Origin of the sequence: Streptomyces sp. NBC_01275, from assembly GCF_026340655.1 — a bacterium.
Taxonomy (GTDB): Bacteria; Actinomycetota; Actinomycetes; order Streptomycetales; family Streptomycetaceae; genus Streptomyces.
Genome location: NZ_JAPEOZ010000001.1, coordinates 8060845 through 8074288 on the forward strand (window position 1 = coordinate 8060845; position 13444 = coordinate 8074288).

Annotated in this window: 12 protein-coding genes; 8 read left to right on the forward strand and 4 right to left on the reverse strand. The window is 72.7% G+C overall.

The genetic code is table 11. The features are described from left to right. Positions 1–63 precede the first annotated feature (63 nt). Both OG562_RS35305 and OG562_RS35310 read right to left on the reverse strand, forming a co-directional pair. The gene (locus tag OG562_RS35305) at positions 64–1362 is read right to left on the reverse strand and encodes a HupE/UreJ family protein (RefSeq protein ID WP_266405388.1); all 1299 of its coding nucleotides are present in this window, start codon (positions 1360–1362) and stop codon (positions 64–66) included. 19 nt (positions 1363–1381) lie between these two features. Next, complete coding sequence (locus OG562_RS35310) at positions 1382–2614, reverse strand: DUF3500 domain-containing protein (protein ID WP_266405390.1); 1233 nt, start codon at positions 2612–2614, stop codon at positions 1382–1384. A 134-nt stretch (positions 2615–2748) separates the two neighbouring features. On the opposite strand from OG562_RS35310, the gene OG562_RS35315 reads away from it, so the two are divergent. The 7 genes from OG562_RS35315 (at position 2749) to OG562_RS35345 (ending at position 10644) form a co-directional block, all read left to right on the forward strand. Then, a complete protein-coding gene (locus OG562_RS35315) occupies positions 2749–3522 on the forward strand; it encodes a response regulator transcription factor (protein ID WP_266405392.1) in 774 nt (257 codons plus the stop codon). After that, complete coding sequence (locus tag OG562_RS35320) at positions 3519–5057, forward strand: HAMP domain-containing sensor histidine kinase (protein ID WP_266405393.1); 1539 nt, start codon at positions 3519–3521, stop codon at positions 5055–5057. The genes OG562_RS35315 and OG562_RS35320 overlap by 4 nt, the downstream gene beginning before the upstream one ends. A gap of 88 nt (positions 5058–5145) precedes the next feature. Further along, the gene (lpdA, locus tag OG562_RS35325) at positions 5146–6558 is read left to right on the forward strand and encodes a dihydrolipoyl dehydrogenase (RefSeq protein WP_266405395.1); all 1413 of its coding nucleotides are present in this window, start codon (positions 5146–5148) and stop codon (positions 6556–6558) included. Between the two features lie 123 nt (positions 6559–6681). Then, entirely contained in the window at positions 6682–8040 is a 1359-nt protein-coding gene (locus OG562_RS35330) for a hypothetical protein (protein ID WP_266405397.1), read from the forward strand. After that, positions 8037–8516: a hypothetical protein gene (locus tag OG562_RS35335; protein ID WP_266405399.1), complete on the forward strand. Its 480-nt coding sequence runs from the start codon at positions 8037–8039 to the stop codon at positions 8514–8516. Before OG562_RS35330 ends, OG562_RS35335 begins: the two co-directional genes overlap by 4 nt. 144 nt (positions 8517–8660) lie before the next feature. Further along, positions 8661–10130 (forward strand): AlkA N-terminal domain-containing protein, encoded by a 1470-nt coding sequence (locus OG562_RS35340; protein ID WP_266409687.1) that lies wholly within the window; start codon positions 8661–8663, stop codon positions 10128–10130. A 19-nt stretch (positions 10131–10149) separates the two neighbouring features. Next, the gene (locus OG562_RS35345; RefSeq protein ID WP_266405400.1) at positions 10150–10644 is read left to right on the forward strand and encodes a methylated-DNA--[protein]-cysteine S-methyltransferase; all 495 of its coding nucleotides are present in this window, start codon (positions 10150–10152) and stop codon (positions 10642–10644) included. Positions 10645–10677: 33 nt separating this feature from the next. Here OG562_RS35345 and OG562_RS35350 read toward each other — a convergent pair whose 3' ends face one another. Continuing rightward, the gene (locus tag OG562_RS35350) at positions 10678–11409 is read right to left on the reverse strand and encodes a Sir2 family NAD-dependent protein deacetylase (protein ID WP_266405402.1); all 732 of its coding nucleotides are present in this window, start codon (positions 11407–11409) and stop codon (positions 10678–10680) included. Positions 11410–11503: 94 nt separating this feature from the next. Then, positions 11504–12004 carry an NUDIX hydrolase gene (locus OG562_RS35355; RefSeq protein ID WP_266405404.1) on the reverse strand — a complete coding sequence of 167 codons (501 nt, stop codon included), beginning with the start codon at positions 12002–12004 and terminating at the stop codon, positions 11504–11506. Positions 12005–12219: 215 nt separating this feature from the next. On the opposite strand from OG562_RS35355, the gene OG562_RS35360 reads away from it, so the two are divergent. After that, entirely contained in the window at positions 12220–13338 is a 1119-nt protein-coding gene (locus OG562_RS35360; protein WP_266409688.1) for a glycerate kinase, read from the forward strand. Positions 13339–13444 lie beyond the last annotated feature (106 nt).

The following is a 13444-nucleotide window of genomic DNA, read 5'->3' on the forward strand; positions in this document are numbered from 1 at the left end:
CCGGTGTCGCCCGGTGCCACCCCGTGCCACCCCGTGCCACCCGGTGTTACGCGGTGGGCGCGGTCACCTTCGGGCGGCCGTGCCCACTGGTTCGCCCGCCGGTGGTCCCACCGGCGCCAGCAACCGGGCCGCGACCGCCGCTGCCGCCACCGTCGCCGCGACCGGCAGCGGATGGCCCACCAGCCAGGTCTGCACGCCCTCGAAGGGGTCGGAGGACGTCAGCGTCGAACGTTCCAGCATCCAGGACACCGAGAACGCCAGGCCCACCACCGCAAGCCCGATCCGGAACACCGGGTACACGGCCGTCCGGGCCAGCACCAGCAGCGAGGGCATCACCAGCGCCACGACCAGCAACTGGGTCAGCTCGATGCCCAGGTTGAAGCCCAGCAGGGTCGTCACCAGCGAACCCCGGTCGAGGCCCAGGTCCCCGATCAGGGAGGCGAACGCCAGCCCGTGGACCAGCCCGAACCCCGCGGCGATCAGCACCTCGCCGCGCGCCACCAGCGGGCGCAGCGCGTGCACCGCGGACACCGCGATCGACAGCGCGATCAGGGTTTCCACCGGGCGGGACGGCAGGTCGATCACCCCGGAGGCGGCGAGGGCCAGGGTGAGGGAGTGGCCGACGGCGAAAGCGGTGACGACGTGCACCACCCGCCAGACGCTGCGTCCCGGCGAGGGGGCCGCCGTCCGCCACCGGCCGCCCGCCGCGATCAGGGGCGCCGGAACGAGCAGCATGAGCAGGAACAGCAGATGGTCGGCGCCCTCGCCGACATGCCGGGCGCCGAGGGCCGCGGTGGCCGCGAACCCGCGCAGCCAGGAGCCCTCGCCCGCGGGCACCGTCAGGCTCTTGGTGTCCCAGTCGAACACCCCGAGCGTCTCGGCGTCGTCGGTCTTGAGGATCCCCCGGTCGAAGTCGTAGCGGACCGTGGCGATGACCTGGTGGGTGAGGAGCTCCTCGACGATGACGTCGTAGCGCAGCCGGAAGTCCGTGACGTTCCCGTCGGCGGGCGGGCGGATCGTCAGCGGGTAGACCAGATGCGCGCTCGCGTCGATCGTGCGGACGGCGGGCGCGCCGAGCGTCACGGTCCAGGGCGTGCCGTCGTCGCCGGACGCGCCGATGTGCTCGGCCACGTACGACGTCAGGAACGCCCGGTCGGCGCCCAGGACGCCGGACGCGGTCAGGTCGCGGTGCACGGCGATCGCCAGCCGGTCGAGGGGGAGCTGGACCTCGCCCTCGACCCGGTCCGCGCCGATGTCGAGGAGGACGGCGGAGGTGCTCATCGGGTGGGCGCCGGCCGACGGCACGGGGCCGCCGACCAGCATCAGCGCCGCGAGCAGCAGGACGGGAAGGAGTCGGCGCACGGCTTCTTGTCCCGCTCCGTCATTCCCAGCCGTAGTCGGCGGTCTCGTCCCGGAAGATGGTGTGCTGGTGGATCCCGTCGGTCGAGGCGCCGGGCTGGTTGGAGAACTCCACCCACGCCGACGGTCCGTCAAGCCGCACATAGGTCTGGTTGTTGTCCAGGGTGGTCCCGCCGCTCCAGCCGATGTACGTCTCGTCGTACTCGGAGACGTACTTGGCCAGCAGTCGCGCCGCCGCCCGCTCGTCCAGGTCGTCCACCCACGCCTTCAGCATCGCGGTGACCTTGGCCCGCTGCTTCTTGGTGAGGCTGCTGACCAGGACGCCCTCGGGCTCGGTGGGGAAGGGGCCGTCGTGGCCCGGACCGAGGTAGAGGTCGTCGAAGCTGCCGTCGATCTCGGCGGCGGTCAGTTCGTCGGCGGTGAGGGACTGGATCGCGGCGATCGTGGAGGTCCGCTTGTCCTCCAGCGGGGCGTAGTAGAGGTCTTCCCAGTCGAACTCCATCGGTTCCACGGCGGTGAGGGTGGGGGAGATGCTCACGCTGCCGCCGGCGTAGGTGAGGTTGTAGGCGGCGTGGTGGCCGCCGTACTGCACGGTGAACTCGCCTGTCCTGCTGGGCTGTCCGAAGAACGAGATGTAGTACCACTCGGAGCCGAAGTTGGCGCCGCCGCCTCCGCCGGGGGGACGGCCGCCACCGGGACCTCCGGTCGGGGTGCCGGTCGGGGTGGCTGTGGGGGTGGTGCTCGGGTCGGCGGTCGGGCTCGCGGTCGGCCCGTTGGAGCCGCCGGTGTCCGGGAGCGAGGCGAGGTAGTCGTCGGCCTTGCGGATCTCGACGAGCTCCTCGTAGCCCTTCCTGCTGAGCGCGGCCTCCATGACCTTCAGGGCCGCGGCCTCCTGCTCGTCGGTGAGGTCGCCCAGTTTCAGACCGTTGCGGACGACGACGGGCGTCGGGAAGTTCGACCAGCCGGTCTTCTTCGCCGGGTCGTCGAAGTCGTAGAGAGCGGTGTCCTTCTGTTCCTCGGACAGTGTTGCGAGGAAGGCGTTCGCGGCGGCCACGACCTGCGCGGTGTTCGCGCCGTCGGCGCCGGTGCGGTGCGCGGACGCCGGGATCGGCTGCTTCGCCGGGAGCGAGAGCCCGGCGGACGAGGAGGCCGAGCCGAGTGCCGTGCAGCCGGTGACGCCGAGCGCCACGCACACGGCGAGGGCGACGGCGGGCCGGACCAGTCTGGCGGCGGACTTGGGACGGGCGGGACGCATGGGTCTCCTGTGGGGGGTGTGGAGGAGGTTGTACCGGCCTGCCATGGTGGTCGGACCGTCTCAGAGCCAGGCGGGAGCCGGTCGGGAGTCGGGTAAGAAAGGAGACCTGTGGTGAGCGGGAGGCTGGAGGAACCATGGCGAACGAACCGACGGACCGCGTCCTCGTCGTCGACGACGACCGGGCGGTCCGTGAATCCCTGGGCCGCGCACTGGAGTTGGCCGGGTACGACGTGGTCACCGCCGCCGACGGGGTGGAGGCGCTGACCAGAACCCGTGGGGACTCCTTCAGCGCGCTGGTGGTGGACGTGATGATGCCCCACATCGACGGTGTGGCCGTCTGCCGCGTCCTGCGCGCCGGCGGCGACCGCACCCCGGTGCTGATGCTCACCGCGCGCGCCGGCGTCCCGGACCGGATCAACGGCCTGGACGCGGGCGCCGACGACTATCTGTCCAAGCCCTTCGAGATACCCGAACTACTGGCCCGATTAAGGGCGTTGCTGCGCAGAACCAGCTGGTCGCCGGAGACGGGAACAGGACCGGGAACAGGCACGGGAACAGATACGGCAACAGAGAAGAGCGAGTCGATCCCGGCCCGGATGCTGCGCACCGCGTTCCTGCGCACCGCATCCCTGCGCATCGCCCCCGCCGCCCGGCGCGTCTGGTGGGCCGACGAGGAACTGCACCTGTCCAAAACGGAGTTCGACCTGCTGGAGCTGTTGGTGCGCAACGAAGGACTCGTCCTGGACCACGCCACGCTCTACGGCGAGGTGTGGGGCCCCGAGGCGGGCGTGGACGCCAGGAACCTCGCGGGATACGTCGGTTATCTGCGACGCAAGCTCGCCGACGCCGGCGCGCCCGACCTCATCCACACCGTCCGCGGCGTCGGCTACGCGGTGCGCCGCCCATGAGCCTGCGGTCCCGTTTCGCCCTGGCCTTCGCCGCGATCGGCGCCCTGGTGGCGGTCGCGGTCGGCGTGCTCGGCTACCGCGCCGCCTCCGACCGCGTCCTCGCCGAGATCGACCGCTCGCTGCGCTCGTCCACGGTGGCCTTCGCCCAGGCCCGGGACCAGGCGCAGGCGGTGTCCGACGCGGTGACCCGGGGCCCGGACCTCTACCCGGGCCCCGACCGGCCCGGTCCCGGCGACGAGGGCGACCGGCAGACCCTCGTGCAGACCGTCGCCCCCGACGGCACGACCGCCCGGCTCGCCGGTCCGGCGGTGTCCCTCCCCGTGACGGACACCGCCCGCGCCCTGGCCACCGACGGCGCGCCCGGCGCCTCCGACCTCGCCGAGATCGACGTGGCCGGCCACACCTACCGCCGCCTTGTCACCGCCCTCGGCGGCGACCGCGGCGCCCTTCAGGTGGCGGTGGCGGTCGACCAGACGCACCACGTGCTCGGGGGCCTGGCGCGCGAGATCGCGGGCGCGAGCCTGGCCGTCATGCTCGCCGCGGCCGGCGCGGGGCGGCTGCTGGCGGGCCGTATCACCCGGCGGCTGGAACGGCTGGCCCGGGCCGCGGAGGAGGTCAGCGAGAACGGGCACGCGGAGGGGTGGGGAAGCGGCTTCGACAAGGCGCCTGCCGCCGGCACCGGCACCCGCACCGGCACCGGCACCGGCACCCGCACCGGTGTCGGAACTGGCACAGGCACAGGCACAGGCGTCGGCCCCGGCACCGGCGCCCGGGACGAAGTCAGGCGTCTGACCGCCTCCTTCGGCCGGATGCTCGACCGGCTGGCCGCAGCCCGGCAGGCGCAGGAACGTCTCGTCCAGGACGCCGCGCACGAGTTGCGCACCCCGCTGACCAGCCTCCTCGCCAACGCAGGCGTCCTGCGTCACCTCGGCGAGCTCTCCCCGGACGCCCGCGACCGGCTGCTGGCCGACGTCGAGGGCGAGACGCGCGAGCTCGGCCATCTCGTCGACGAACTCGTCGAACTGGCCCTCGCGCAGGGGCGCGACGAGCCGGAGGAGCCGGTCGGGCTGGCCGAGACGGCTCGCCGGGCCGCCCGGCGCGTCCACCGCCGCACCGGCCGCCTCGTGCGTCTCGACGCCGACGACAGCGTCGTACGCGGTCGCCGTCACGCGCTGGAGCGGGCCGTCGGCAACCTGCTGGAGAACGCTGCCAAGTTCGACCCGGGCGACGAGCCCGTCGAGGTGCGGATCCGCCGCGGCGACGTCGCCGTCTCCGACCGGGGCCCCGGCATCGCCGACGTCGACGCAGAACGCGTTTTCGATCGTTTCTACCGGTCCGACGCGGCCCGCGCCCTGCCCGGCTCGGGGCTCGGCCTCGCCATCGTCCGTGACGTCGCCGAGACCCACGGCGGCGTCGCCTTCGCGGGCCCACGCCCGGGCGGCGGCGCCACCGTCGGATTCACGGTGAGCGCGACCCGCCTGCTCAGCCCGGCGCCGGACGCAGGCCCGGAGGCGCGGGCCCGCCCCTCCCGTTGATCACTGTGGCGGTGAGCGGAGGAGAGCGGAAGAATCCCTCGCGTAACCGCATAACGCACCGCACGCAAACGGAAGAGGGAACCCTCCCATGGTCGAGCAGGACGAACGCTTCGACGTCGTGGTCCTCGGCGCCGGCCCCGGCGGCTATGTCGCCGCGGTCCGGGCCGCCCAGCTGGGCAAGCGCGTCGCCGTCGTCGAGGAGAAGTACTGGGGCGGCGTCTGTCTGAACGTGGGCTGCATTCCCACCAAGGCCCTGCTGCGCAACGCCGAACTCGCGCACATCTTCACCCATGAGGCGAAGACCTTCGGCATCAAGGTGGACGGACAGGTCTCCTTCGACTACGGCGAGGCCTACCGCCGTAGCCGCAAGGTCGCCGACGGCCGCGTCAAGGGCGTCCACTACCTGATGAAGAAGAACAAGATCACCGAGTTCGACGGCCGCGGCACGTTCGTCGACGACCACACCCTGCAGGTGACCGGCTACGACGGCGAGACCCGCACCCTAGGCTTCGACCACTGCATCATCGCCACCGGCGCCACCCCGAAGCTGCTGCCCGGCACCAAGCGCACCTCCCGCGTGGTGACCTACGAGGAGCAGATCCTCGCCGAGGACCTCCCGCAGTCCGTCGTGATCGCGGGCGCCGGCGCGATCGGCATCGAGTTCGCCTACGTGCTGCACAACTACGGTGTGAAGGTCACGATCGTCGAGTTCCTGGACCGCGTCGCCCCGCTGGAGGACGCCGAGGTCTCCGCCGAACTCGCCAAGCAGTACCGCAAGCTGGGCATCGACGTGCTCACCTCCACCCGCGTGGAGTCCATCGACGAGTCCGGCCCGCAGGTCCGCGTCACCGTCACCGGCAAGGACGGCGCCCAGCAGGTCCTGGAGGCTGACAAGGTTCTCCAGGCCATCGGCTTCGCCCCGAACGTCACCGGCTACGGCCTGGAGAACACCGGCGTGAAGGTCACCGACCGCGGCGCGATCGACGTCGACGGCCGCTGCCGCACCTCCGTCCCGCACCTCTACGCCATCGGCGACGTCACCGCGAAGCTGATGCTCGCGCACACCGCCGAGGCGATGGGCGTGATCGCCGCCGAGACCCTCGCCGACGCCGAGACCATGGAACTCGACTATGCGATGATCCCGCGCGCCACCTACTGCCAGCCCCAGATCGCCAGCTTCGGCTACACCGAGGCCCAGGCCCGCGAACTCGGCTACGACGTCAAGGTCGCCAAGTTCCCGTTCACCGCGAACGCGAAGGCCCACGGCCTGGGCGACCCGACCGGCTTCGTGAAGCTGATCAGCGACGCCCGGCACGGCGAGCTCATCGGCGGACACCTCATCGGCCCGGAGGTCACCGAGCTGCTCCCCGAGCTGACCCTGGCCCAGCAGTGGGACCTCACCGTCCACGAGGTCGCCCGCAACGTCCACGCCCACCCCACCCTGGGCGAGGCCGTCAAGGAAGCCGTGCACGGCCTCGCGGGCCACATGATCAACATGTGAGGCGCCCCGACGCTCCCGGCGGGGCCGTTCACCCGGACGGCCCCGCCGCACTCGCCCCCGCCGTACGCACAGGGTCTGCTGGCAGCAGCCACAGGACCCGAGCGACGGACGAGGGAGCTCTCCATGCCGGACAGAGGTGGCGCCGCCGACGCTGAGCTGGAAGCACTGAGAGCTCGCATCGCGGCGCTGGAGGCGCAGCGCGCCCCCGGCCGCCCCTCTCACCACCGGATCCGCTCCGTCCTCGCGGTCGTCCTCATCGTCCTCGGCTGCGTCCTGGCCCCCCTGGGGGTGGTGGCGGCCTGGACCTCGAGCATCGTGGGCGACACCGGCCGCTACGTCGACACGGTCCGCCCGCTCGCCTCCGACGAGGACATCCAGAACGCGGCCGCGAACCGTGTCACGAACGCCCTGATGGAGCGCCTCGACCTCACCGCGCTCCTCCAGGACGCGATCCCCGCCCAGCGCCCCCTGCTGGAAAAGGCCCTCGGCCGGCTCGGCCCCTCCCTGGAAGGCGCCGTCCGCAGTTTCGTGCACGACAAGGCGCAGGCGGTCGTGGCCTCCGACGCCTTCGAGAAGATCTGGACCGACGCCAACCGCAGGATCCACAGCGCCGTCGACAAGGCCCTCACGGGCAGCGGCGGCGGCGCGGTGAAGATCGAGAACGACACGGTGAACGTGGACCTCGCCCCGGTCGTCGACCAGGTCAAGCAACGGCTGGTCGACTCCGGCATGACGGTCGCGGGGAAGATCCCCGAGATCCACACCGACTTCACGGTCGTCAGGTCCGACGACATCGGCAAGGTCAAGACCTACTTCCGGCTGCTGGAACTGGCCGGCGTGTGGGTGCCGGTCGTGGCGGTCGTGCTGGTCGCCGCCGGCATCCTGCTCTCCACGCACCGCCGGCGCGTCCTGATCGTCTCCGCTCTCTGCTTCGCCTTCGCCACGCTCCTCCTGGGCGTCGCCCTGACCGTCTTCCGCGTCGTCTACCTCGACGCCCTCCCGGCGAGCGTCTCCCAGCCCGCCGCCGGCTCCGTCTACGACACCATGACCCGCTTCCTGCGCACCGGCGTGCGCGTGGTGGCCGCCCTCGGGCTCGTCATCGCCCTCGCCGCCTGGCTGACCGGACCGGGCCGCCATGCCGCCCTCGTCCGGCGCCTGTGGCACGAGGGGCTCGGCGCGGTCCGCACGACCGCCGACCACGCCGGGCTGCGCACCGGCCCCGTCGGCCCGTTCCTGCGCCGCTACCGCACCTGGGTCGTCTGGATCCTGGCCGCGGCGGCCGTCCTGGCCTATCTCCTGTGGTCGTACCCGACCGGCTGGGTCGTCGTCGGCCTCGCCCTCGCCCTGCTCTTCGCACTGAGCGTCGTCGACTTCCTGGCCTTCGAATCCGCCGACTCCCGCGACTCCCGTGACTCTCTCGCATCGGCCGAATCCGTCGAATCCGGCGAAGGGCCCGGAAACGGAAAGGACGTCCCCTCATGACCTCCCACCCCAACACCCCCACCGGCAACCCGCACGGCGAGATCGGCGCCGCCTGGTCCACCCCGCCCGGCGGCCCGGGCAAGCACTCCACCCGCGACAGCTGGGTCTCCGGCGGCGTCGCCTTCGCCGGCGTCCTGATGCTGTGCAGCGGCGTCCTCGGCGTCCTGCAGGGCATCGCGGCCATCGCCCGGGACGACGTCTACACACGCGTCGGCGACTACGTCTACAAGATGAGCCTCACCGGCTGGGGCTGGATCCACCTCGTCCTGGGCGTCCTGCTGGCCGTGACCGGCGCCGCCCTCCTCAGGGACGCGACCTGGGCCCGCTTCGTCGGCATCTTCCTCGCCGCGCTCAGCCTGGTCGCCCAGTTCCTGTTCCTGCCCTACGGACCGGTGTGGCCGATCACGCTGATGGGCATCGACGTGTTCGTGATCTGGTCGCTGGCGACCCGGCAGGAGATGGCGGGCAGGCAGTAGGGGCGGCGGGCGGACAAGGGGTGGGCCGGGGCTCGGTCTGGGGCTGCCGGGACTGGTGAGGCCGCTGGACACACGAGGTCGATGTCGGATTCTCGCCAGCGCCGGGTCGGGCCGGTGGCCGATGCTGGACGCATGCAGAACGGGATGTACACCGACCGTGAGCGCTGTGTGCGCGCCGTGCAGTCCAAGGACGCGCGCTTCGACGGCTGGTTCTTCACAGCGGTCCTGACCACCGGCATCTACTGCCGGCCCAGCTGTCCGGTCGTGCCGCCCAAGCCGGCGAACATGGTGTTCCACCCGAGCGCCGCCGCCTGCCAGCAGGCCGGCTTCCGCGCGTGCAAGCGCTGCCGACCGGACACCACCCCGGGCTCCCCGGAGTGGAACCAGCGCGCCGACCTGGTCGCCCGCGCCATGCGGCTGATCGCCGACGGCGTCGTCGACCGCGACGGCGTCCCCGGCCTCGCCGCCCGCCTCGGCTACAGCACCCGCCAGGTCGAACGCCAACTCCTCGCCGAACTCGGCGCAGGACCCCTCGCGTTGGCCCGTGCCCAGCGCGCCCAGACCGCCCGCCTCCTCATCGAGACGACCGAACTGCCCATGGCGGACGTGACGTTCGCCGCCGGCTTCGCCTCCGTCCGCACCTTCAACGACACCGTGCGCGAGGTCTTCGCGCTCTCCCCGAGCGAACTGCGCGCCCGCGTCCCCCAGAAGAACGCCCCGGCCACGCCGGGCGCCCTCCAGCTGAGGCTGCCGTTCCGCGCCCCGCTCAACCCCGACAACCTGTTCGGCCACCTCTCCGCGACCGGTGTGCCGGGCGTGGAGGAGTGGCGGGACGGCGCGTTCCGGCGCACGCTGCGGCTGCCGTACGGGCACGGCGTCGTGGCGCTCACCCCGAACCCCGACCACATCGGCTGCCGGCTCACCCTCAGCGACCTGCGCGATCTCACCGTCGCCATCAGCCGCTGCCGCCGGATGCTCGACCTGGACGCCGACCCGGTCGCCGTCGACGACCAGCTGCGCACGGACCCGCTGCTCGCGCCCCTGGTGGACAAGGCTCCCGGTCGCCGGGTGCCCCGCACGGTCGACGAGGCGGAGTTCGCCGTACGGGCCGTGCTCGGCCAGCAGGTCTCCACAGCGGCCGCGCGCACCCACGCGGCCCGTCTGGTCACCGCGTACGGCGACCCGGTCGACGACCCGGAGGGCGGCCTCACCCATCTCTTCCCGACCCCGCAGGCGCTCGCCGGAGTCGATCCCGACTCCCTGGCCATGCCCCGCACCCGCCGGACCACCTTCACCACCCTGGTCGCCCGACTCGCGGACGGCACCCTGCACCTGGGTGCGGACAGCGACTGGTCACAGGCGCGCGACCAGCTCCTCGCCCTCCCCGGATTCGGCCCCTGGACCGTCGACGTCATCGCGATGCGCGCCCTCGGCGACCCCGACGCCTTCCTGCCCACCGACCTCGGAATCCGGCGCGCGGCCCAGGAGCTGGGCCTGCCCTCCACCCCGGCGGCGCTCACCGCCCGCGCGGCGGCCTGGCGCCCCTGGCGGGCGTACGCCGTGCAGTATCTCTGGGCGACCGACAGCCACCCGATCAACTTCCTTCCCGCCTGAGCACGTTCAAGGACGCTCCATGAAGCAGCACACCGTCGTCGACAGCCCCTACGGACCCCTCACCCTCGTCGCCGACGACGGCGTCCTGTGCGGCCTCTATATGACCGAACAGCGCCACCGCCCGCCCGAGGAGAGCTTCGGCCCCCGCGACGACACCCTCTTCGCCGCGACCGAGGAACAACTGGAGGCCTATTTCTCCGGGGAGTTGAAGGAGTTCACCCTCGAACTCCGCCTGCACGGCACCCCGTTCCAGCAGACCGTCTGGAACGAACTGAAGAGGATCCCGTACGGCGAGACCCGCAGCTACGGCGAACTCGCCGAAGCCCTCGGCAATCCGGCCGCCTCCCGCGCGGTGGGCCTCGCCAACGGCAGGAACCCCGTCGGCATCGTCGTCCCCTGCCACCGCGTGGTCGGCGCGAACGGCAGCCTCACCGGCTACGGCGGCGGCCTGGACCGCAAGCAGCGCCTGCTGGACTTCGAGAGCGGAACGGCCCTGTTCCAGCCCCTGTTCTAGCCCGTTCCCAGCCCCTGTCTCCAGCCTGCGTCCCTAGCCTGCGTCGCCCAACTCCCGCAGCAGCCTCGGCAACGCCGTCCCGATCGGCTCCCGCACGACCTCGTCGGCGATCTCGTCGTACGGCGTCGGCTCGGCGTTGACGATGACGAGGCGGGCCCCGTGGTCGGCGGCGACGCCGGCCAGCCCCGCGGCGGGCTGGACCTGGAGGGTGGTGCCGACGGCGAAGAACACCTGGCACGCCTTGGTGATCGCGACCGCCTCGCCCAGCACCACCGGGTCGAGCCGCTCGCCGAACATCACCGTGGCCGACTTCAGGATCCCGCCGCACCGCAGGCACGGCGGGTCGTCCTCACCGGCCTCGACCCGCGCCAGCGCGTCCTCCATCGGGCCGCGCGCATGGCACTTCGTGCACACGAAACTCCGTGCGGTGCCGTGCAGTTCGAGCACCTTGCGGGCGGGCAGCCCGGCGAGCTGGTGCAGCCCGTCCACATTCTGCGTGATGACCCGCACCGGCGCCCCGGACCGCTCCAGCTCGGCCACGGCCCGGTGCGCCGCGTTCGGCTCCGCCTTGAGGGTGCGGTTCTTGCGCCGCATCTGCCAGGACCGCCGCCGGATCTCCGGGTCGTTCATGTAGTACTCGTACGTGACGAGCTTCTGCGCCTCCGGATCCTTCCGCCACAGCCCGCCCGGACCGCGGTAGTCGGGGATGCCGGAGTCGGTCGAGACGCCGGCGCCGCTGAGCAGGGCGACGAGGGGCTTGGTCATGGGCCGAGCGTAGGTCGCCCGACTTCTCGGGGCGAACGGATAAAAGCGGGGCGGGTACAGGAGGGAGTCCTCGGACCGCCCGCTCGGGGAGTCCTCAGACCGCCCGCTCGCCGTTCTCCAGCTCGACCGTACCCGTGCCGTCGGCCAGGGCGTCCAGGGCGGCCAGGACGCGGCGGCCCAGGGAGCCCAACAGGTAGTCGGTGATCTCCTCGCGCGGGACCAGACGCCAGGACAGCAGCTCCTCCTCCTGCAGGCGGATCGCCTTGAGGTCGTCGTCGGCGAGGACCCCGCCGTCGTACACGTACGCCACCAGCGGCGGCCGGCCCGGGCCGCGCGCCCAGTCCACCGCGAGCAGTCGGCCGAGTTCACGGTCGAGGCCGATCTCCTCGAGCGTCTCGCGCCGGGCGCCCTGGCGCGGGGTCTCGCCGTCGTCGGACTCGATCGTGCCGCCGGGAAGCGCCCAGCCCTCCCGGTAGTTGGGCTCCACGAGCAGCACCCGCCCCGCGCCGTCCCGGAAGATCGCGGCGGCGCCGGCCAGGACGCGGGGCAGGGAGGCGACGTAGGCGGCGAAGTCGGTCGTACTCGAAGTAGTCACGCTCGCAGCGTATCCATGGGGGCCGCGCGAGCGCCCGTCTGCTTGATCCGTCTGCACAGGCGGCGCCCAGGCTTGTTCCAGGGTGCGGTCATCGCATGACGGCGGGGGCGTCCGGCGGTTAAGGTCGCTGCGGCGCGACTGGCCCTGACGTGCGTGGGGGCCTGGAGAGCAAGGGGATGCAAGTGGCGGACGCTGCAGCGCAGGGCACCCGACGGGTGCTTGTGGCCGCGGACAAGTTCAAGGGCTCGCTGACGGCCGTACAGGTCGCCGAGCGGGTGACGGCGGGGCTGCGCCGGGCCGTGCCGGACGTCGAGGTGGAGTCGCTGCCCGTCGCCGACGGCGGCGACGGCACGGTCGACGCGGCGGTCGCGGCCGGGTTCGAACGCCGGGAGGTCCGGGTCGCCGGGCCCCTCGGGCACGAGGTCACCGCCGCCTTCGCGGTGCGCGGCGACACCGCCGTGGTGGAGATGGCGGAGGCGAGCGGGCTGCAGCGACTGCCCAAGGGCGTCTTCGCACCGCTCACGGCGTCCACGTACGGCTCCGGCGAGCTGCTGCGGGCCGCGCTGGACGCGGGGGTGCGCAGGATCGTGTTCGGGGTCGGCGGCAGCGCGACCACGGACGGGGGCGCGGGCATGCTGTCCGCGCTGGGCGCCCGCTTCCTCGACGAGGACGGCGAGCCGGTCGCGCCGGGCGGCGGCGGCCTCGAGGACCTGGCGCGCGCGGATCTGTCGGGCCTCGACCCGCGGTTCGCGGACGTGGAGCTGGTGCTGGCCAGCGACGTCGACAACCCGCTGACCGGACCGAAGGGCGCCCCGGCCGTGTACGGGCCGCAGAAGGGCGCTTCGCCGGACGACGTCGAGGCGCTGGACGCGGCCCTCGCGCACTACACGAAGGTGCTGGAGACGGCGGTCGGCTCGAAGGCGGCGGAGTACGCGCTCGCGCCGGGCGCGGGCGCGGCCGGCGGCATCGGGTACGGCGCGCTGCTGCTCGGCGCCCGCTTCCGCGCCGGCATCGAGGTGATGCTCGACGTGCTGGGTTTTGGGCCGGCGCTGGAGCGGGCGGAGCTGGTGATCACCGGTGAGGGGTCGCTGGACGAGCAGACCCTGCACGGCAAGGCGCCCGCGGGCGTCGCCGCCGCCGCCCGGGCGGCCGGCAAGGAGGTCGTCGCCGTCTGCGGCCGGCTCGCGCTGCCGCCGGCGGCGCTGGGCCAGGCGGGGATCCGGCGGGCGTACCCGCTGACGGACGTCGAGCCGGACCTGGCGACCTGCATCTCGGACGCGGGCCCGATCCTGGAGCGGGTCGCGGAGCACATCGGACGCGACTTCCTGACGTGAGGCCCGCTGCCGCAGCCCCGGACAAGCGGACCCCCGGACAACCGGAAGGGCCCCGAACCGTACTGGTTCGGGGCCCTTCACCGTCGTAGAACCGCTGTCGTACGAC